General features: G+C 46.9%; 15 protein-coding genes and 1 tRNA gene. 15 read left to right on the top strand and 1 reads right to left on the bottom strand.

The features are described 5' to 3' along the window. Positions 1-10: 10 nt before the first annotated feature. The 3 genes from KJS65_RS21355 (at position 11) to KJS65_RS21345 (ending at position 1299) form a co-directional block, all read left to right on the top strand. Positions 11-928, top strand: coding sequence for a mechanosensitive ion channel family protein (locus KJS65_RS21355; protein ID WP_213651851.1), 918 nt, complete (start codon positions 11-13; stop codon positions 926-928). A 3-nt stretch (positions 929-931) separates the two neighbouring features. Beyond that, positions 932-1150, top strand: coding sequence for a DUF951 domain-containing protein (locus tag KJS65_RS21350; RefSeq protein ID WP_213651850.1), 219 nt, complete (start codon positions 932-934; stop codon positions 1148-1150). Between the two features lie 58 nt (positions 1151-1208). Continuing rightward, positions 1209-1299 (top strand) — tRNA-Ser (locus tag KJS65_RS21345). Positions 1300-1704: 405 nt separating this feature from the next. On the opposite strand, the gene KJS65_RS21340 is transcribed toward KJS65_RS21345, so the two are convergent. After that, positions 1705-1899, bottom strand: a complete 195-nt coding sequence (locus KJS65_RS21340) for a YjzC family protein (RefSeq protein ID WP_213651849.1) — start codon at positions 1897-1899, stop codon at positions 1705-1707. Positions 1900-2293: 394 nt separating this feature from the next. Between KJS65_RS21340 and rpsF the strand changes: the two genes are divergently transcribed. The 12 genes from rpsF to KJS65_RS21280 all read left to right on the top strand — a co-directional run bounded on the left by rpsF (position 2294) and on the right by KJS65_RS21280 (position 20634). Beyond that, a complete protein-coding gene (gene rpsF / locus KJS65_RS21335) occupies positions 2294-2578 on the top strand; it encodes a 30S ribosomal protein S6 (protein ID WP_136607514.1) in 285 nt (94 codons plus the stop codon). Between the two features lie 51 nt (positions 2579-2629). After that, entirely contained in the window at positions 2630-3112 is a 483-nt protein-coding gene (gene ssb, locus KJS65_RS21330; RefSeq protein ID WP_136607513.1) for a single-stranded DNA-binding protein, read from the top strand. Positions 3113-3133: 21 nt separating this feature from the next. Continuing rightward, complete coding sequence (gene rpsR, locus KJS65_RS21325) at positions 3134-3406, top strand: 30S ribosomal protein S18 (protein WP_076172485.1); 273 nt, start codon at positions 3134-3136, stop codon at positions 3404-3406. Positions 3407-3559: 153 nt separating this feature from the next. Continuing rightward, positions 3560-5389 (top strand): cache domain-containing sensor histidine kinase, encoded by a 1830-nt coding sequence (locus KJS65_RS21320; RefSeq protein WP_213651848.1) that lies wholly within the window; start codon positions 3560-3562, stop codon positions 5387-5389. Beyond that, entirely contained in the window at positions 5382-6965 is a 1584-nt protein-coding gene (locus KJS65_RS21315; RefSeq protein ID WP_213651847.1) for a response regulator transcription factor, read from the top strand. The genes KJS65_RS21320 and KJS65_RS21315 overlap by 8 nt, the downstream gene beginning before the upstream one ends. A gap of 184 nt (positions 6966-7149) precedes the next feature. Further along, positions 7150-8088, top strand: coding sequence for an ABC transporter permease (locus KJS65_RS21310; RefSeq protein ID WP_136607510.1), 939 nt, complete (start codon positions 7150-7152; stop codon positions 8086-8088). A gap of 21 nt (positions 8089-8109) precedes the next feature. Next, on the top strand, positions 8110-9021 hold the full coding sequence (locus KJS65_RS21305) for a carbohydrate ABC transporter permease (protein ID WP_213651846.1): 912 nt from the start codon (positions 8110-8112) through the stop codon (positions 9019-9021). Between the two features lie 118 nt (positions 9022-9139). Then, positions 9140-10612 (top strand): ABC transporter substrate-binding protein, encoded by a 1473-nt coding sequence (locus KJS65_RS21300; protein WP_213651845.1) that lies wholly within the window; start codon positions 9140-9142, stop codon positions 10610-10612. A gap of 136 nt (positions 10613-10748) precedes the next feature. After that, the gene (locus KJS65_RS21295) at positions 10749-12035 is read left to right on the top strand and encodes a glycoside hydrolase family 125 protein (protein WP_213651844.1); all 1287 of its coding nucleotides are present in this window, start codon (positions 10749-10751) and stop codon (positions 12033-12035) included. Positions 12036-12079: 44 nt separating this feature from the next. Then, the gene (locus tag KJS65_RS21290) at positions 12080-15223 is read left to right on the top strand and encodes a beta-galactosidase (protein WP_213651912.1); all 3144 of its coding nucleotides are present in this window, start codon (positions 12080-12082) and stop codon (positions 15221-15223) included. Between the two features lie 57 nt (positions 15224-15280). After that, complete coding sequence (locus tag KJS65_RS21285; protein ID WP_213651843.1) at positions 15281-18034, top strand: alpha-mannosidase; 2754 nt, start codon at positions 15281-15283, stop codon at positions 18032-18034. An 869-nt stretch (positions 18035-18903) separates the two neighbouring features. After that, complete coding sequence (locus KJS65_RS21280; RefSeq protein ID WP_213651842.1) at positions 18904-20634, top strand: peptide-binding protein; 1731 nt, start codon at positions 18904-18906, stop codon at positions 20632-20634. The last annotated feature ends 29 nt before the right edge of the window (positions 20635-20663 follow it).

Here is a 20663-nt window from a genome sequence, read left to right as displayed (position 1 = left end):
AGAAGAGTGGATGAATCCATATTGGGTGGAAATAAAAACAGATGGCTTGGAGGGGACTGTGGATAAAGCAGTGAATTTCAGCGACAAGCTGTGGGACTGGTTTACGAATGTGGATATGTGGACAAGTGTGTTGTTCTCAGGAATCCGGATTATCGTCCTTTTTCTGGTTACCCGTATCATCATTCGCGTCGTTTCCAAATTGATCGATCGGTCGCTTGCACGTCAGGAACAAAGCCGGATGAATATGAACCCCCGCCGATTCGCAACGGTTGCGGAGCTTATGAAAAACGTAACCTCGGTAACCTGCAACTTTGTAATGGTCTTGTTGATCCTATCGGAATTCAACTTTCATCTTGGGCCTCTGTTAGCCGGTGCGGGTGTGCTTGGCCTGGCAATCGGTTTTGGTGCACAGAGCCTGGTGAAGGATGTCATTACGGGGTTCTTCATTATATTGGAGGACCAGTTTGCGGTAGGAGATGTCATTCAGACGGGGACGTATATAGGAACGGTTGAATTGATTGGACTTCGTTCCACACGGATTGTAAATATGAACGGTGAGACCTATATTCTACCGAATGGCATGATCACAAGCGTAACCAACTACTCGTTCTCCAATGCACTTGCTATGGTGGATCTGCCGGTAAAAAACGAAAGAACGCTGGAAGATACCGTTAGTCTGATCAAATCGGCGTTGACGGGTATAAAGGAACGGAATGGAAATATCATTGCTGTACCGGATGTGCTTGGCATTCAATCAATGAATACCAGTGAATATGTAATTCGGATCGTAGCCCAATGTGTACCTAATACCCGAACAGAGGTAGAGCGGATGATTTTGGAGAATATCAAGCAGGCGATGGAGTTCGAGGATATGCAAAAACAAGCGCTGGCCGAACTGGCAGCTTCGGATGAAAAAGGGGGAGAATAGGCAATGGAACGCAAGGTGTTTCAGCTGGGGGATGTAGTCCAAATGAAGAAGAGTCATCCATGTGGCAGCAATGAAATGGAAGTCATCCGCATGGGAATGGATATCCGGATTAAGTGTGTTGGATGCCAGCACAGTGTATTGATTCCCCGGGCCAAATTCGAGAAAAATATGAAAAAGGTGCTCCGCTCCAAGGAAGCGGAGGGAGAAGTAGAAGAAATGTAAAATTTGTAAGGCCTGTCTTGCACATTTTACAATGTTATGATACAATCAATCTTGCTGCGGAAAGGTACCCAAGAGGTCCAAGGGGGCTGACTCGAAATCAGTTAGGCGTCGCAAGGCGTGCGAGGGTTCGAATCCCTCTCTTTCCGCCACATTCCCTTTTTCATCAAATATACTTCATAGAATAACGTAACCAGATAAAACCTTTGGCCCGTCATCGCCAGAGGTTTTTTGCTGTTTATTCAGTGAAAAAAATCCACAAACCAAAGAAGGACCCGAAGGTCCTTCTGTTTGGCAGACGGTACTTAAATGGATTTTGGAATTCGTTCTACAACTAACACGTCAGTTGAAACTTTGGATAAGCCGAGGAGCAATCCAGGATTGCTCCAGACAAAAGTGTCTTTGGCACGTCCCTCCGCTTCTATAATGTTATGCTGTTTCTGACTTCCAGTGATTTGTTACGCAGCTCAGGCCCAACGGAACCACACCTCTCTCGTAACCGTCTAATTGTATTATCTGCAGATCGAACCGTTTTATGCATGGTTTTCGAAAAAAAATTAATGGACCTTCGCTTTGCTTTTCTTTTTCCACTTCCGGTCTTTGTTGGTGGTCTGTGGAAAGGTTTCGCCTCGCTCCATCGTGATCATTTGGGGATCCTGGATTTCGGTATGAAAGCTGGCCTCGCCAACCTCCATATATACACCAGGGTTCGGAGCTTTATCTCCCGGTTCGAATTCGGTTTTTTCACCCATTCATAAAACCTCCTCATATAGAAAAATGGACTGCCTATGTATTGTTTACACATCATGCCTCATCGTATAAAACCTTTTTCGTTCCAAAAATAGGCTGGATCAGCAACATGATATGGGTCATGAAAATCTGGTGTTCTTAATGCCGTCGATTGAGAATCTCGGTCATTCTTATATATACAAACCGAATATTGAAAAGGTAAGTATATATGGTAGTCATTCTGACAAAGCGCTTTCAAGCATCTGCATTGATATTTCCAAGGTAAAGTGAATCGCTTTGAATCTAGAATAGCTTGCATCTGATATGACAATTTGTTATATTAATATGGTGCGAGTTTAGGCTCGCTCCTTGTTCCTGACTCGATCAGGGGCCTAAGTCCATAAGGAGGTGAAATATATGCGCAAATATGAAGTGATGTACATTCTTCGTCCAGACGTTGAACAAGAAGCTGTTCAAGCTACAGTCGAAAAATTCCAAGGCATCATCTCCAACGGTGGAGAAATCACGAAACATGAAGTGATGGGCAAACGCCGTCTTGCGTATGAGATCAAAAAATTCCGTGATGGCACTTTTGTTCTGGTAAACTTCAGTACAACTCCTGAAGTCGTTGCTGAGCTTGAGCGTATCATGAAAATTTCTGACGAAGTAATTCGTTATCTCATTACTCTTGACGTTGCTTAATACCACGCTTTTCGTGTAAGTGATGAATTCGTTCGAAGGAGGGGATTTAGGTTGTTGAACCGTGTAATTCTGATTGGCCGTTTGACCAAGGATCCTGAGCTTCGCTATACTCCTGCCGGAGTTGCGGTAACGCAGTTCACGATGGCCGTAGACAGACCGTTTACGACACAAGGTGGAGAGCGGGAAGCGGATTTTATTCCAGTGGTAACTTGGAGACAGCTTGCTGAGACCTGTGCAAACTACTTGCGCAAAGGCCGTTTGACGGCAGTTGAAGGTCGCATTCAGGTACGAAATTACGAAAATAACGAAGGTAAACGTGTATACGTCACCGAAGTCATTGCCGATAATGTACGTTTCCTGGAGTCGAACCGCGATGGCGGCAGCGGCGGTGGTGGTCAAGCTCCGCGTGAAGAGACCTCTAACGGAGGCGGAAACCGCGGGAATAATAATTACTCCCGGAACAATTCCAATCAAGATCCTTTTTCCGATGACGGAAAACCGATTGATATTTCGGATGATGATTTGCCATTTTAATTAGGGAAAGGACTGAACAGCATGGCTTTTAAACAAAGAGAAGGCGGAGACAACGACAAAAGACCGGCTCGCCGCGGCGGCCGTAACAAACGTCGTAAAGTGTGCTTCTTCACTGTGAACAAAATTACTCACATTGACTATAAAGACACAGACCTGCTGAAGAAATTTATCAGCGAACGCGGAAAGATTTTGCCACGCCGTGTAACCGGTACGAGTGCAAAATACCAACGCATGCTGACGATTGCGATCAAACGCTCCCGTCAAATCGCGTTGCTGCCTTACACAACGGAATAGTCCGTTGCGTGTACAAGACCAGCATTCTGGATAACACCAGGATGCTGGTTTTTTGCATTGTTCAACATTCCGACATTTGTATAAGGGGATTTGGAAGAGGTATCATATATCTGTCATCATTAAAGGTAGCCCGGAGGAAGTGAGAGAAGAGAAATGCTGAAGAAGAGCTACCAGAAGTATATTAAGAACAAGCTTTTCAATAAAATGATCCTGATCTATACGATTATCACCACAACCACGTTTTTGACGCTGGCATTCGTTATTTTTTATTTTATCTCCCAATCATTTCAGGAAAAGGAACTGGCAGCACAGCAGAAGACCGTGCACAGTGTATCCGAATATTTAAATCTGAAAATGACAAACGCGGAGCAGGCCGTACTGCAAATTTATCAGGACAATGCACTGTCCGATGATTTTTTGGCTTTTATGAAAAATGATTATGAAACCTACATTAAACATCATCTGGACGTGTATACGGAATCCGGATATTTCGCTTCCAGGAATGTAGACAGCTTCATTCGCGGCCAGCTGGAAAAAGATACGGATCTGTCCAGCATTATGCTGTACAGCAAAGAGAAGAAATTCGTGTATCGTTATGAGCAAAATGATAACCAGGAGTACCAGCAGCTGAGGGAAGGCGAAGGAATCCCCAAAGAAATGATTCCTTTACTGGGCAAGGACCTGTCAGGAGATATTAATCTGAAGTTTAATACGGTGATTGCTTCACCGGAAACAGGCACATACAGCATTGCATACCGGATCAACGATCCCGCGACGCTGAAGGATGTCGGATATATTCTGCTCGTGTATCCCACTCAAAATATATTCAAGGCGATCGATAACATGAATCAGAACTTTACCGGTCATTTGATGGTGATGCTGCCAAACGGGGAGATCATGTTCGATACAGCGGCCAAGCCGACAACGAAGCCATATCCCTATTACGATCAAGTCATATCGGTGAAGGGACAGGAGCGGTTGATGCTGGATGAAGACTCGTTTGTTACCCGGCAGGATAACAGCAAGTCCAAGCTGGAAGTCGTGCAGGTGGTCCATGTGTCGGATGTGGAAAAAAGCTATGGCAATTTGAAGAGGCTAATTATCGGTCTGACGGGACTTAGCATCGTAGTAACCTTTTTATTATCGTATTTGGCAGTGAAAAATGTATCCAGGCGTACTCAAAATATTATTCACGGGATGCGGATCGTGCGTAACGGAAACCTGTCGGTCCGGCTGCCGGTCGTACGTGAAGACGAGCTTGGAGATATATCCGCCAGCTTTAATCAGATGTGTGAGGACTTAAACCGGCATATCCATCAGGTCTACATTTCCGAAATTAAACAGAAGCATGCGGAGCTGGTGGCTTTTCAGGCTCAGATCAATCCGCATTTTTTATATAACACGCTTGAAGTCATCCGGATGAGGGCGATCGCCAAAGGTGCGGATGATGTGGCTGAGATGACATATATTTTATCATCGCTGTTCAAATATCTGGTGAAGAAAGAAACGATGGTAAAAATCAGCGAGGAAATTGAAAATTCCCGCAATTACCTGGAGATGTTCCGAATTCGCTACAAGGAGCGGTTTCATTTTACCATCGATGTGGAACCGGGTGTGCAGCAGGCTTCCATTTTAAAGTTATCAGTTCAGCCCGCGATTGAAAACTATATTCTTCACGGGATTCGTTCAGGCCGAACCGATAACTGGATAGGTATTCATGCGTATGCGGGAGAGCAGGGCATCCTTATTGAGATTGAGGATAACGGAAAAGGTATATCCGGTGAAAAACTGGCTGAAATTCAAAGTAAGCTAAAGGAGCCGGGTGAGTTTTCATCGGATTCGCTGGGACTCAAAAATGTGGCGGAACGCCTGCGGCTGATGTACGGAGATCCTTACGGATTGAAGATTGACAGCACACCGGATCAAGGAACGCGGGTATCCATCTGCATCCCGTTTTCAACAGAGGAGGAACAGCATGTATAAAGTGTTTCTGGTGGATGATGAGCCGTTTATTGTAGAAGGACTTTATTCCATCTTGGACTGGTCCGATTATCAGCTCGAGATTATTGGAAGCGCAGAAAATGGAAAGGAAGCGCTCGCTTCGCTGCAGGAGCATCCGTCGGATATCTTGATTACGGACATCACGATGCCGGAGATGACGGGGCTGGAGCTGATTCGGGAAGCAAGAGCCTTGTTTCCCGATTTGAAAATAATCATCCTCAGTGGTTACAACGAGTTCAACTATGTTAAAGAGGGCATGAAATACGGGATTGAAAATTATCTGCTCAAACCGATCAATGTGGAAGAACTGAAGCAGACATTGATAAGCACGGTGGATAAAATCCAGAGCACTCAAGCGCAGACCATGGCCCATCAAGATATGGACATTCTACGTAGCAATATCCTGAACCGGTGGGTGAGTGGACAAATTGAGCATGATGAGCTGCTCGAACGCGGCCAGCTGTTAGGCTTAGAAGTCTCGCATGAATGTTATGAAACCGCTGTGATTAAACCAATGATTCCCCCAAGCCCGCAGCATGACGACTTGATTCTATACCGCAACGAAAAGCTGGAGCAGGTGTATCAGCGGGTACGATCAATGACGGAGCATGATGAACTGGCACCAGGAATTTGCTTTGTGGATTGGGACAGCGATATTGTCGTTGTGTTTGGATACAGCAGCAGTGAAGATCAAGATGCCGTGGAAGCTGCATTTAGCCAGCTGATGGATCAGCTGCGCATTATTTATCCGTTTGAGCTGTTGGTATCGATGGGCGAGCTGCAGAGCGGCCGTGACGGGGCGGCGGAAAGCTATCGGGATGCCAAGAGAGTGCAGCAATTTTTCCTGATCAGCCCGCATCATCTGATTTTGACGATCAAGCGGGTAGAGGAGCTGAAAAACCAATCCGGAAGCAGTATCCATGTGCCGGATTGGGGGGAGTACTCCAGGCTCCTTCTATCCCTTCAACAGGAGGAACTGCTGCAGCGGATTGAGACCGATCTTGATCAGCTTTCCAGTACGGAAGGGATTACGCCGTACCAGGTTCAGAACCGTGTTGTTGAAATGATTATCTGGTTCAAACAGGCCATTAAGGAAGCGAATCTTCCTGATCCGGAGGAAGCCGAGGGATATAAGAGCATTTTTGCTGGCGTATTCAGTTCCCTGACGATGGGCGAATTAAAGAAACAAGTTATGCTCGCAGCCGAGAATGTTATGGCATATCTGCAGGGTCAGCAATCGCTGAGTCCGGTGGTAAAGCAAGTACTGGCACAAATCCATGAGCATTATGCGGATGAGCTGTCGCTGAAGCTGCTCGGACAGGAATACAATATCAATGCGGTTTATCTGGGACAGCTGTTCCACCGCGAAACGGGAAAGTCACTCTCCGATTATGTGAACTCCTACCGCATTGAGAAGGCCAAGGAGCTTCTGAAGCGCTCAAACCTGAAGGTTCAGGAAGTGGCGCGAATGACGGGGTATCTGGATAACAGTTATTTCTTTAGACAGTTTAAAAAATACGTCGGCGTCTCGCCTGCGGAATTCAAAGGGCTGGTGTGATCCATTCGGATCGCATCAGTTTTTCGTTTTTAGGGGCAAAGGCTTACATTTACAGCTTATTTTACAGCGATCTATGCCTATGGACTTATTTTGTATTTAGTTTGTCCATCAATTCTATAGTAATTCAACTTTTTCGGAAAACGCTTTCAAATTATACTGAATGTACAGAGGGGGAGGGACGAACATGAAAGGCTTTGCCAACATGCTAAAAAACATCAGCCGGAACAAGTGGTTTTTGTTGATGGTCTTGCCGGCAACCATTTGGTTCCTGCTATTTTCCTATTTGCCTATGGTGGGTACGATTATAGCTTTTAAAAGCTATCGCTATTCCAGGGACGGATTTTGGGCAAGCTTGTTTCATAGCGACTGGGTCGGATTCAAGAACTTTAAGTTTTTGTTCGCTACCCAAGACGCTTACATCATAACTAGGAATACGCTGCTTTATAATTTGGCCTTTATTATTCTGGGTCTGATCTGTTCAGTAGCAATGGCAGTTGTATTGAGTGAAATTGTAAATAAAAAACTCGCAAAAGTGTATCAGACGGGGATGTTTCTGCCACACTTTTTGTCATGGGTCATTATCGGTTATTTCGCATTCGCTTTCCTGAGTGAAGACAAAGGGGTACTGAACCAGATTCTCACTGGTGTCGGGCTGCATCCGATCTCATGGTATTCGGACAAAACCTATTGGCCAGTCATACTGATTGTCATGAACGTATGGAAAGAGCTCGGATATACAAGCGTCATGTATCTGGCGGCGATCGTCGGCATTGACCGTTCGTATTACGAAGCGGCCATGATTGACGGAGCAAGCAAATGGCAGCAGTTCAAGAGCATTACACTTCCATCCATCCAGCCGCTGATTATCACGCTCACGCTGCTGAATGTGGGACGCATTTTCTACTCTGACTTCGGTCTGTTCTTCCAGCTACCGCGCGATTCGGGAGCACTTTATGCGGTAACCAACACGATCGATACTTACGTATACCGCGGTCTTACAGCAACGGGCGAAATTGGCATGAGTACCGCCGCCGGATTATACCAGTCGCTGGTCGGATTTATTCTGGTCATGGCTGCCAACTTGATCGTTCGGAAGATCGACAAGGACAGCGCATTGTTCTAATCCAGAAAGGGGGTAAAGGCTTTGGCCAAGACAAGAACTTTAAATCAGCCTTCACGGCTGTCCAACACGGTTTTGAATGTGATTGCATCTATTTTCTCAATCGCTTGCGTATTTCCATTCCTGTTCGTCGTTATTATCTCGTTTACGAATGAGAAGGCGCTGGCAACGGATGGATACCGGATTATTCCGAAAGAGTGGAGCGTTGAGGCTTACAAGTATATTTTCAAGACGGGTGACCAGCTGCTGCGATCTTTTGGGATTACCGTATTGGTTACCGTGGCAGGTGCGGTGCTATCACTGATTCTGATTTCGCACTTTGCATACGCAATTTCCCGTTCCAGCTTCAAATACCGTAACTTCTTTTCGTTTATTGCGATTTTCACGATGCTCTTTAACGGGGGCATGGTGCCATCTTATATCATTAACACCCGGATGCTTCATTTGAAAGACACGCTATGGGCACTCATACTGCCGCTCGCGGTAAACGCCTTCTACATTATGATAATGAGGACGTTCTACCGGACGACAGTACCGGATGCCATCATTGAAGCGGGCAAGATCGACGGAGCCGGTGAACTGCGCGTATTCTACAGCGTTGTGCTTCCGATTTCGCTTCCCGGTCTGGCTACGATTGGCTTGTTCAGTACACTGGGCTACTGGAATGACTGGTTTAATGCCCTGCTGTACATTGACAACCCGAATCTGGTACCATTGCAAGCGCTCCTTATGCGTATCGAGAACAGCATGCAGTTCCTGGTAACGAACTCTGCAATGAGCAGCTCGGGTCAAGGTATGGCTCTACTTAGCTCTTTGCCTCAGGATTCTGCGCGAATGGCGATGGTCGTTTTGGCAACTGTGCCAATTGTACTGGCCTATCCATTCTTCCAACGGTTTTTCATTTCCGGTCTTACCGTAGGTGCGGTGAAGGGCTGATTTATCAGCCCCGGGCGCCTGCTCGTGAGTCAACCCATTACCGGGAAATTGAAAATAGCAATTTAGCTCCACAGCGTAAGCAGTAAAATGAGAAAGATCAACGAAGGGGGATTTTCACATGTGGAAAAAGAAATTGGCTACCATGGTCAGCTTGGTCACTGTATTTTCAGTTGTGCTCGCCGGATGCGGCGGATCCAAAGATGAAGGATCCAGTGCAAGCGGTAGCGATAAGAAAGAAAAGCCTTATCAACTGGTTTGGTATCAAATTGGCGATCCGCAAAAGGATACAGATAAGGTTGTTGAAAAGATCAACGAATACACCAAAGAGAAAATTAACGCAACCGTTGACCTTAAAATGATCGGCTTCGGCGATTACAGCAAAAAAATGCAGGTAATCACCGCTTCTGGTGAGCCTTACGATATCGCATTTACATCTTCTTGGGCGAATGACTATCTGCAGAATGTTGCCAAAGGCGCATTTGTAGCGATTGACGATCTGCTGGATAGCAAAGGACAAGGAATTGTGAAAGCGCTCGATCCGAAGTTTATTGAAGGCGCGAAGGTAGACGGTAAAATTTATGGTATCCCTACCAATAAAGAAGTAGCAACCCAAAGAGTATTCCGCTTTAACAAGCAATTGGTGGACAAAGACAAGCTCGACATCTCCAACGTGAACTCGCTGGAAAGCCTTGAGCCAATTTTGAAAACATTCAAAGAAAAAGAAGGCTACGCTCCACTATGGGGAGACAAGAATACATCTCCTTACCTGGCATATGACTTCATTACTGAGAAATTGCCAATGGCGGTACCGTTTAATTCAACCGATTATAAAGTCGTGAATTTCCTGGATCAACCTGATACAATGAAGACATTCGAAACATTGCATAAATATTACAAGGCAGGATATCTTCCAGCTGATATTGCAACATCCACCAACTCCGATTATCAGAAAAACGGAAAATGGCTTGTGGATATGGCTGACAGCCAGCCATACGCAGATCTGACTTGGTCCCGCAGCATGGGTTATGATGTAGAATCCAAGCCTGCTGGTGATGCAATTGCAACGAACACATCTGTTCTCGGCTCGATGATGGCAATCTCCAGCACTTCCGAAAATCCAGAGAAGGCTATGGAATTCCTGAACCTGCTTAACACCGATCCTTATCTCCGCAACCTGGTGGACATGGGTATCGAAGGAACACACTACAAGAAAAATGCAGACGGAACCGTTACAGACTTGCCAGCTGCAAAAGACTATGACATGCCTTCCTTTGCTCTTGGCAACGAGTTCATTCTGAACCTGTATGACAATGATCCGAAGGATAAATGGGAACAGTTCAAGAAATTTAACACCGATGCAAACAGCAGCCCGCTGCTTGGTTTCCACTTCGATCCATCTAAAGTGCAAACTGAAATGGCAGCCCTTAAAAACGTATCGGATGAATACATGCCTGCTCTGATGACAGGCACAGTGGATCCAAAGGATTACATTGCTAAAGCTGACCAGAAGTTCAAAGCTGCAGGACTGGATACCGTTATGGCTGAAGTTCAAAAGCAAGTGGACGAGTGGAGAGCGGCACAAAAGAAATAGTTTGACCTTTTCGTAATTTCAGAAGAGCAGTACAACAAAGAAAAGACCTGGACGGCACACATGCGCTTGCCAGGTCTTTCTATTCATGTCCAGGCACTCATTATATGTTTTAATACAAGAGAGGAAGTTACTCACTATGACAACTGTATTACCAGCTGCCATTCAAAAGGCGATGAAGAAAGCAGATGAAACGCTGCAAAACGAAAAACTGGCAAAGATGTTCCGTCAATGCTATCCTAACACTTTGGAAACCACCACGCGTCTGCTTGATGATGGCACGACTTTTGTATTTACCGGCGATATTCCGGCAATGTGGCTGCGTGATTCCAGTGCCCAGGTACGCCAGTACCTGCCGTTTGCTAAAGAGGACAAGGATTTGCAGCGTCTGATTGGCGGACTGGTAAGCCGTCAGGTGGAATGCATCCTCATTGATCCATATGCGAATGCGTTCAACGAACAACCGAACTATAAAAGCTGGGATCAGGATTTGACGGAGATGGGTCCTTGGATTTGGGAACGCAAATATGAGATTGATTCGCTTTGCTACCCGATACAGCTGAGCTATCTTTACTGGAAGGCGACAGGCAACACGGATATTTTCGACGCCAAATACAGAAAGGCTGCAAAGTCGATCATCGCGCTTTGGAAAACGGAACAAAATCACTTTGAAGATTCCCAATATTTATTTGCACGTACGCAAGGACCGAAATCGGACACGCTCCGTAACAACCGCAAAGGGATGCCGGTGAACTATACCGGAATGACCTGGTCAGGCTTCCGCCCAAGCGATGATGCCTGCACGTTCGGGTATCTGGTTCCTTCCAATATGTTTGCTGTTGTTGTTCTTGGCTACATGGAGGAAATTGCCCGGGAAATTTACAAAGATGAGGACTGGGAAGAAGCAGCGGCTGTGCTGAAGGAAGAAATCGACTTTGGTATCCAAACATATGGCACCTACCGCCATCCGAAGTACGGCAAGATCTATGCTTATGAAACCGACGGCTTCGGCAATCATAATCTGATGGATGATGCCAACGTGCCAAGCCTGCTGTCCATTCCGTATATCGGCTATGCGGACAAAAATGATCCGGTATACCAGAATACCAGACGTTTCATCCTGAGTGAAGAGAATCCTTATTATTATGAAGGCACAGCCGCTAAAGGCATCGGCAGCCCGCATACGCCTGACCGCTATATTTGGCACATCAGCCTGGCTATGCAGGCACTGACATCTATAGATGAAGCCGAGGTACAGGAAATCGTTGAAACCATTCTGCGTACAGATGCCGATACTGGCTTTATGCATGAAGGATTCCATGTGGATGATCCATCACAGTTTACGCGCCCTTGGTTTGCATGGGCTAACAGCATCTTCGCTGAACTGATCTGGGGACTTATTGAAGAAGGAAAAATAAAGCTATAAACGCTGATCCATGGGAGCGAAAGGAGCGAACATTCTTGAGCGATATGTTGATATTTTACGATAAATCTTTTCCGTATGAGGGAGCACGGCCGGGAGAGCAGGAGCTTCACATGCTGCAGGAAGCGGGCCAAGTAGCAGATGCTGATGGACTTGAGTCTGCGCTGAACGAGACTGCGGGAGGTACACTGGTGATGCTGCATGCACCTTATGTGCCGAAGCAGGCATGGACGGCCGTACTGGCCTTCTTGAAGCGCGGTGGCAACCTGGTCAGCCTGGGCGGGGCACCGTTCAAACGTCCGGTAAGAAAGTCAGAGGGCGAATGGAAGGTTGAAGCAGAGCAGACTGCATATCATCAGCAGCTTCATATACATGAGGCGCTGCGCGTCGAGTCGGATCCGGTAAAGCTGCTGAAGGCAGATACACTGAATCCGCTGTTTGAAGGCCATGAGGCGCTGTTCGAAGTGGCGGACACCTGGAACCTGGTTCCGCATGTTACAAAAAATGTTGAGCTGCCTCATCAGATGGGCTCGGCTGGTTCGATGGATACGCAAATTTCAGCCGTGTTCAAGGGTATCTCGGCTGAGGGGCGTGAAGTTGCTGCGCCTGCGGTCCTGTGGGAGAACAGCAGGGGACCTTTTGCCGGTGGACGCTGGCTGTTTGTCAATCAAAACGTGGGTAAGCATTTTTGGGAACAGGGCGGAGCGGAAGCGCTGCTGGAGTGGGCTGCATATTGCAGTCATGGCGTCACCGAGTGGAGCCTTAAGCCAGGTTATGCAGCTTATCTGCCAGGAGAACGCGCAGTCCTGACGCTGCAGGCGCAGGATCTTGGGCGCGATGTTGGAGAGCAGCTGACGGAATGGAACTTCTCCATTACCGTACTTCATCAGGATGAGCAGGATCCCGTCTTTACAACAGAGGTTTCCATTCAAGCTGGTCATGAGCTTGAGGTACTGCGCATTCCTGTTCCAGCTGAGATTAAGCCGGGAATGTATACGGTAGAGTGCCGGGCGGAGTCAGAGCATGGAGAGACACGTCTTCTGAAGCAGGGGTATTGGGGACATGATGCTGACTTGCTTAGTGAAGGGACTCCGGTAACTTGTGGTCGCGACTATTTTATTAAAGATGGAAGACCGTTGCCTGTCGTAGGTATGACCTATATGGCATCCGATGTAGCACGTAAATTTTTGTTTTTACCGAATGCGGCAGTTTGGGACCGGGATATGGCTCAGATGGCCCATGCGGGCATCAACTGGATCCGGACCGGAATCTGGACCGCATACCGCAATGTCATGCAATCGGATGGACATGCCTCCGAGGAGGTACTGCGTTCCATTGACGCTTTCCTGCTGACTGCGAAGAAGCATGGATTACAGGTAACCTTTACATTCTTCTCCTTTACACCGGAGCCATGGGAAGGTCTGAATCCCTATTTGGATCCGCGCAGTCTTGAAGCGCAAAAACGTTTTATCCGTTCCATTACCCTGCGCCACAAGGCGACGTCCAATGTGGATTGGGATTTGATCAACGAGCCGTCGATGTTTGATCCGGAGCGTATTTTCTCGGATGGGCCGCGCTCCGCGCGTGACCCGTTTGAAAAAGCGGCATTTGTGGAATGGCTGAAAAATCGTCATAGGGATATTTCCGCTCTGCAGGAGCGTTGGAACATGACACCGGAGCAGCTACCTGATTTTACGGCTGCAGTACCGCCGGAGGCTTCAGAGATCAACTTCGATATTCAGGATATCCACTCGGGCAAGAAGGGTACCCGCTGGCTGGATTATGTGCTCTTCTCTATGGATATGCATAACCGCTGGGCATCCGAGCTTACAGGAGCTATCAAGCGGGATAACGCGGATCAGCTCGTGACTGTAGGCCAGGACGAGGCGCTTGGCGCATCGCGGCCATCACCGTTTTTCTATGGCGAAGCCGTAGATTATACAACAGTTCACTCCTGGTGGCTTAATGACCAGTTAGTGTGGGACGGTATCTTTGCCAAGACCGTGGACAAGCCGAACCTGATTCAGGAAACCGGCATTATGTATGTGGAAACACCAGACGGACGTGCCAAACGGAGTGAGAAGGAGCTTCGCTCCATCCTGGAACGTAAGTATGCATATGCATTCTCAACCGGGGGCGCAGGCGCAATCCACTGGATTTGGAATACCAACTTTTATATGGATAATGCCAATGAGTCACATATCGGAGCCTTGCGTGCCGATGGTACTGAGAAGCCGGAAGCGGATGTGTCCTATGACTTCGGCAGCTTTATAGGCAAGACCCGCGACTTGTTCGTGGAACGCCAGCTTGAAGACGTGGTCGCTATCTTCCCGTACTCCAATGACTTCTCCAACCGTAAGCTGGCCTTTGAAGCAACGACGCGCTTGACCCGGATTCTATCCTACGAGCTGAAGGTACCCTTCCGCGCAGTAGGCGAGTACCAGATCGACGATCTCAGACAGGATGCTCCTCCCAAGCTGATTCTACTGCCAAGCGCGCACAACATCGCTGATGAGGCATTCGAGCGCCTGCTGGACTATATCAAGGAGAGCGGATCTACGCTGCTTGTGACAGGACCGATTGGCCTGGATGATTACTGGCATCCAACAAGCCGCTTAGAGAAAGAGTTGGGACAATTCGAGAATGGTACCCGCATGCTCAGCAATGTGCTGAGAGAAGAGGTGCTGGACCTAGACGGGAAACAACTGCCGGTATCTTTTGGAAGTCGAAAAATTGCCCAGCTGCTTAAGGAAATTCCTGGCGGACAAGGCGGCGTTAACGGCGCGGCTCAGACGGCAAATACAGAGCCAACCAAGCTTATTAAAATGTCCATTGGGAATGGACAAATGTTTTTCTGTCCGCTGCCTGTTGAAATGAATGACCGTGAAGAGACGGTTACCGAGCTATACCGTTATGTCCTCGCTGAGGCGGGTTACAAACCGGAAATCAAGTGGGTTTCAGGGGGAGTTTCTGGAATTTACGGCAGAAAGCTTCTATATAAAGAGGGCGCGCTTTATATCTTCGTTTCCGAGCAGGCGATGAATACGCCGGTAGCTGTCAAGGATGAAACGACTGGAAAAACATATGCCTTTGAACTCGAAAAGGAACGCTCTGTGTTGTTCGCGGTAGATGGACATGGAGAGCTATTGTCAGTGTACCGTCCGCATGAAGTGAGCGTTGAAGTAAGGTAGCTTTTAAATATAAACAAATCATGATTTTTACTAAACAGCGAGAGGAGATCACCTCACATGACATCTGAGACTAAGTCTAAAAGAACCGCACATATTATTTCACATACCCACTGGGACAGAGAATGGTATCTGCCATACGAAAAGCATCACATGCGTTTGATCCGGACCATGGATGTACTGATGGATACTCTGGAAAAAGATACGGAATACAAAAGCTTTTATCTGGATGGACAAACGATCATCCTGGAGGACTATCTTCAAGTTCGTCCCGAGCAGAAGGAACGTCTGGAGAAGTATATCAACGAAGGCCGTATTTTCATCGGGCCATGGTATATTCTGCAGGATGCATTCCTGACCAGCGGCGAGGCTAACATCCGCAATATGCAGATCGGGCACAAGGATGCCCGCCGTTATGGACAAATATCCAAGATCGGCTATTTCCCTGATACATTTGGTCTTGTAGGACAGACACCGCAGCTTATGCGCCAATCCGGCATTGATAATGCCGTGTTCGGCCGCGGCGTTAAACCGACGGGCTTTAACAACACCGTTGCTGACTCTGATTATGAATCTTCGTTCTCCGAACTGATCTGGGAAGGTCCGGACGGCTCCAAGGTACTGGGGATTCTCTTTGCCAACTGGTATAGCAACGGCAACGAGGTACCCGTAGATCCGGAGGAAGCGAAAATTTTCTGGGACAGAAAGCTGGCTGATGCTGAAAAATATGCATCGACCCCTGAGCTGTTATACATGAACGGATGCGACCATCAGCCAATCCAGACAGATTTGGCCGAGGCGCTCGAAACCGCGCGGACGCTATATCCGGATACGGAATTCGTGCATTCCAACTTCCCTAAGTACCTGGATGCGGTGAAGAAGGCCAAAGAAGGCGAGCTGTCCGTCGTTCGCGGCGAACTCCGCAGCCAGCGTACCGATGGCTGGGGAACGCTCGTCAATACGGCTTCGGCACGTGTTTACTTGAAGCAGATGAACCAGCATGGACAGGCACTGCTTGAAAAGGTGGCAGAACCGCTGGCTTCGTACGCCCGCATCGCTGGCCAGGAGTATCCGCATGATCTGTTTACGTATGCATGGAAAACGCTGATGCAGAACCATCCGCATGACAGCATTTGCGGCTGCAGTGTGGATGAAGTCCACCGTGAAATGGTTACGCGCTTTGCGAAAAGCCGCGATGTTGCTGAATCGATCATTGAGGAGAGCAAGCAGGCGGTAGCCGATGCGGTAGATACTTCCGTTTTCCGTACATTTGGGGAAGATACCGTTCCGTTTGTTGTATTTAATACAACCGGCTGGAAGCGCAGTGGCACCGTGTCCGTTGATCTCGATGTGCAGCGTGTATACTTCCGTGACGGAGGTACCCTTGAAGAGATGAGTAGCCGAATGAAGGAGCTTGATCTCGGGGCTCGTGCCGTTGTGGATGCGGAAGGCAAGCCAGTGGCATTTACGCTTGAGGATCTTGGTCTTCGCTTTGGTTATGATCTGCCGGATGACAAATTCCGTCAGCCATTTATGGCGCGTGCTGTTCGAATTACGTTGGAAGCGGACCGGATTCCTTCGCTTGGTCTTAGAACCTATGCTTTGGTTGGCGGATCTGCAGCCGAGGAGCTATCGATTCAAGCAGGCTCCCTTGTGAAAGAGGGACATGTCATGGAAAATGACAACCTGCGAGTGGAAGCCGCAGCAAACGGCAGCATTACCATTTCCGATAAACGTACAGGCCGTGTGTACAGCGATCTTCTGATCTATGAAGATACCGGCGATATCGGCAATGAATACATGTATAAGCAACCGGAGGGCGAAGAGGCTCTGACGACCAAAGACCTGAAAGCCTCCATTCGTGTTGTAGAGGATACGGCTTACCGTGCTGTCCTGGAGATAACCCATGATTGGGAGATTCCAGCCTCTGCCGACAAGCTGCTGGATCAGGAACAGGTAGAGTTGATCTATTTCCCTGTGCGCAAAGCGCAGCGGGTGAAGGAAACCGTTCCGATGAAAATCAGCACGCGGGTCACACTGGAACGGGGAGGCCAAGGCGTCAAGGTTGAAGCCAGCTTTAACAATCAGGCAAAAGATCATCGTGTACGGATGCTGATGCCTACGGACATCAAGTCTTCCAACCATCATGTGGACTCCATGTTCGAAATTGTGACTCGTGACAACAATCCTACCAAAGAATGGCAAAATCCAAGTAATGCGCAGCATCAGCAAGCTTTTGTTGATGTCAGCGGTGACGGGGCGGGTCTGACGGTAGCCAATCTGGGTCTGAATGAATACGAGGTGCTAAGGGACGGCCGCAACACGATTGCTGTGACACTGCTCCGTTCTGTAGGGGAGCTCGGTGACTGGGGGCATTTCCTTACACCAGAGGCTCAGTGTCTTGGAGAGCATACAGTTCATTTGGAGCTTATCCCTCACAGTGGTGATGGTGTTGATACTGGAGCTTATCAGGAAGCATATCAGTTCCAAATTCCATGGACTGTCAGCCAAACGGGACTGCATGAAGGAACCATTCCTGCAGAGCACACATCCATTACATGGGAATCCAAGAATTTGGCCTTCTCTTCTTGGAAAGTAAACGAGGAGTCTGGCGATGACATGCTGCGCTGGTTCAACATGAAGCCTGAACCAAGTACGCTGGAGCTTCAGCTCACCAATCAAAATAGTTCCGTGTACAAAACGACCATTCTCGAGGAATCCAGTGAGGATCAGCTTGAAGCGCATGCAAACCGCATCGAGCTGCCTGTTGGATCTTGTGAAATTGTAACGGCTGGTGTTCGGCATCTTTCGTAATCATGAGGTAGCTTAAAGTGGGGAAAAGGGGACTTAAGAAGTCTCCTTTCCCCAAATTATTAAATAATTCCATAAAGGAATTTGTAGTATTTAACCGAATAATAAATAATGCATTACATAATTTTTTTCATTGACAGATGAATTCGTTTCCAGTAAATTTAACCGTATTATATTAATTCCAATTGTGTTAGGTAACCTTACACCAAAAACAATAGTTTTACGATGTAAGCGGTTTACATTTTTACTGTCACTTCCAAACGACCATTTCTCGTTCAGGCATCCTCTGCTTTTAACATTAAAATTCGACATGAAATGGTATCCTTTTTCACGATAAACCCTGTACTGGCGCTAGATTTTGAACATTAAAAAAAATTAATCCAAAGTGCCCAAAAAAAATATTGACGTGATATAAATTTACACGTATCATTTACATTAAATTTATATAGGAATTTTTAACCAGTACGATCTATTGTCATTCTTGCTGATTTCAATTGACCGATGGTCATTTAAAGCATTAATGCTTTATTGCGTTATTAGGTCCGCGTAAATTTGTCCGGATTGTTCACATTTTCAGCCTAATCTGAAATGGACATTTTCGGAAAAAGTATCTCCTAACATTTGGATATATTAAATTTTAATATATTGTTTCACCTGTTGCCGTCGTCTTGTTTTTACGTCGTTGAATACAAGAGGGGGAATTGTTTCAAACGTAATTCGGGGGTCTGTAGAACGAATTCAACACAGGTGTAAAAGTCCCTAATAGCCAGACGGACATGTTTCGTTTGAACTATTAGAAAGGTCTTGGGATGCTCACTGCAGTTACTGCAGGTATCCATCATTTTTATTTTCAAAGGGGAGGAATATGGTAAATGGCAAGTAAGAAAAAATGGTTGTCTTTGATGGTATCATTGTCTGTTGTCAGTGCTCTTTTCGTAGGTTGCGGCGATTCCAAAACTGTAGATGCTCCGAAGGACGAGCCTAAGAAAGAAGAAGCGGCAAAAACGGATGACAAGCCGGCTGAAAGTGGAGAGCCTACACAAGGTGGAACACTGACAGTAGGTACTTTCTCCGACATCGTTAGCGTGAACCCGATCTTCGTACAGGATACGGCTTCCGGTGATGCTGAGCAGTTCCTCTATGCAAAATTGTTCGACTATGACAAAGAAGGAAATGTCGTAGCTGAGCCTTGGTCCCTGGCCGCTGAGCCTATGAAAATCTCTGAAGATGGCCTCACTTACGAAGTTAAGCTGAAGGACAATCTGAAATGGAGCGACGGACAGCCAATTACAGCTGACGACGTGAAATTTACGCTTGAAACAATCATGAATCCAGAAACGGGTTCACCAGCAATCTCCAACTTTGACAAAGTATCAAAAATCGAAGCTGTAGACGCTCAAAACCTGAAAATTACCATGAAGCAAGTATATGCTCCATTCAAATACAGCCTTGCTGCGGAAATTGCACCGCAACATGTGCTCAAAGATATTAAAGTTACGGAAATGCAAAAAAATCCATACGGAACAGATCCTGCAAAAACCGTTACAAGCGGACCATGGAAATGGACGGAATGGAAACAAAAAGAATATTTGAAATTCGAAGCAAATTCGGATTACTGGGGTCCTAAGCCAAACATTTCAACTGTTGTCTACAAAATCTATGCTGACCAAAACACAGAGGTTCAAGCACTGATCAAAGGCGACATCGACTTGGTAAGCGGCGTTCCTGTAACTCAGCTGGATGCAGTTAAGAAAATTGATTCCATCAATGTTGCATCCCTGCCAGGACCGCAATATGAGTTCGTAGGTCTGAACCGTAAGCCAGAAAACTTCAAGGACAAATTCGTTCCTTGGGAAGGCCAAAAAACAAGACAAGCGATGGCTTATGCCGTCAACCGTCAAGGTATGGTCGACAACGTTCTGAAGGGCGTTGGACAGCTGATGAACGCTCCGTTTATGCCTAATTCCTGGGCTGATCCAGGCGACGCAGCAGTAAACTACCAGTTCGATCCGGAAAAAGCTAAGCAATTGCTTGCTGAAGAAGGATGGAAAGCCGGCAGTGACGGCATTCTGGTCAAAGACGGACACCGCTTCTCCTTCGAGTTGCAATATAACTCGGGCAACAGCCGTCGTGAACAAGTTTCGTTGGTAATGCAGCAAAACTTCAAGGATGTTGGTATCGAAATGATTCCTAAAGCGATCGATTTCGCAGCATGGAATGAGCAAAACCTGACTCCTGGTAAATTTAACGCAATCCTGCTCGGCTGGTCTCTGAACAGCCCGGATCCGGACGGAGAATCTACGTTCAGTTCCAAGTTCTTTGCTCCGACAGGACAAAACATGGTCTTCTACAAAAACGATAAGCTTGACAAGTTGTGGGAAGAAGGAACTAAAGTTGTAGACCAAGAAAAACGTAAAGAAGTTTACAAAGAAATCGCAACTGAAATTTCTACAGATCTTCCATACATTTTCTTGTATCAATACGGTACACCGCAAGCACACAGCAAGAAAATCAAGTTTAACGAAGAAGATGCTCCAATCTCGAACTTGGCATATGGCGAGTTCTTCCATGTGATCAAATGGTGGATGGGCGACGCTAAGTAATAATGTAAAATAGGGCACAAACGGGTGCT

The organism is Paenibacillus sp. J23TS9, from assembly GCF_018403225.1.
Classification (GTDB): domain Bacteria; phylum Bacillota; class Bacilli; order Paenibacillales; family Paenibacillaceae; genus Paenibacillus_AQ.
Note: the sequence above shows the minus strand (reverse complement) of the source record. Positions and strands in the feature narration are given on the sequence as shown.

Bases quoted from the DNA above. Each gene is read 5' to 3' on its own strand.
- KJS65_RS21355 (WP_213651851.1), top strand. From the start codon at position 11: ATGAATCCATATTGGGTGGAAATAAAAACAGATGGCTTGGAGGGGACT.
- KJS65_RS21350 (WP_213651850.1), top strand. From the start codon at position 932: ATGGAACGCAAGGTGTTTCAGCTGGGGGATGTAGTCCAAATGAAGAAG.
- KJS65_RS21340 (WP_213651849.1), bottom strand. From the start codon at position 1,899: ATGGGTGAAAAAACCGAATTCGAACCGGGAGATAAAGCTCCGAACCCT.
- rpsF (WP_136607514.1), top strand. From the start codon at position 2,294: ATGCGCAAATATGAAGTGATGTACATTCTTCGTCCAGACGTTGAACAA.
- rpsR (WP_076172485.1), top strand. From the start codon at position 3,134: ATGGCTTTTAAACAAAGAGAAGGCGGAGACAACGACAAAAGACCGGCT.
- KJS65_RS21320 (WP_213651848.1), top strand. From the start codon at position 3,560: ATGCTGAAGAAGAGCTACCAGAAGTATATTAAGAACAAGCTTTTCAAT.
- KJS65_RS21315 (WP_213651847.1), top strand. From the start codon at position 5,382: ATGTATAAAGTGTTTCTGGTGGATGATGAGCCGTTTATTGTAGAAGGA.
- KJS65_RS21310 (WP_136607510.1), top strand. From the start codon at position 7,150: ATGAAAGGCTTTGCCAACATGCTAAAAAACATCAGCCGGAACAAGTGG.
- KJS65_RS21300 (WP_213651845.1), top strand. From the start codon at position 9,140: ATGTGGAAAAAGAAATTGGCTACCATGGTCAGCTTGGTCACTGTATTT.
- KJS65_RS21295 (WP_213651844.1), top strand. From the start codon at position 10,749: ATGACAACTGTATTACCAGCTGCCATTCAAAAGGCGATGAAGAAAGCA.
- KJS65_RS21290 (WP_213651912.1), top strand. From the start codon at position 12,080: ATGTTGATATTTTACGATAAATCTTTTCCGTATGAGGGAGCACGGCCG.
- KJS65_RS21285 (WP_213651843.1), top strand. From the start codon at position 15,281: ATGACATCTGAGACTAAGTCTAAAAGAACCGCACATATTATTTCACAT.
- KJS65_RS21280 (WP_213651842.1), top strand. From the start codon at position 18,904: ATGGCAAGTAAGAAAAAATGGTTGTCTTTGATGGTATCATTGTCTGTT.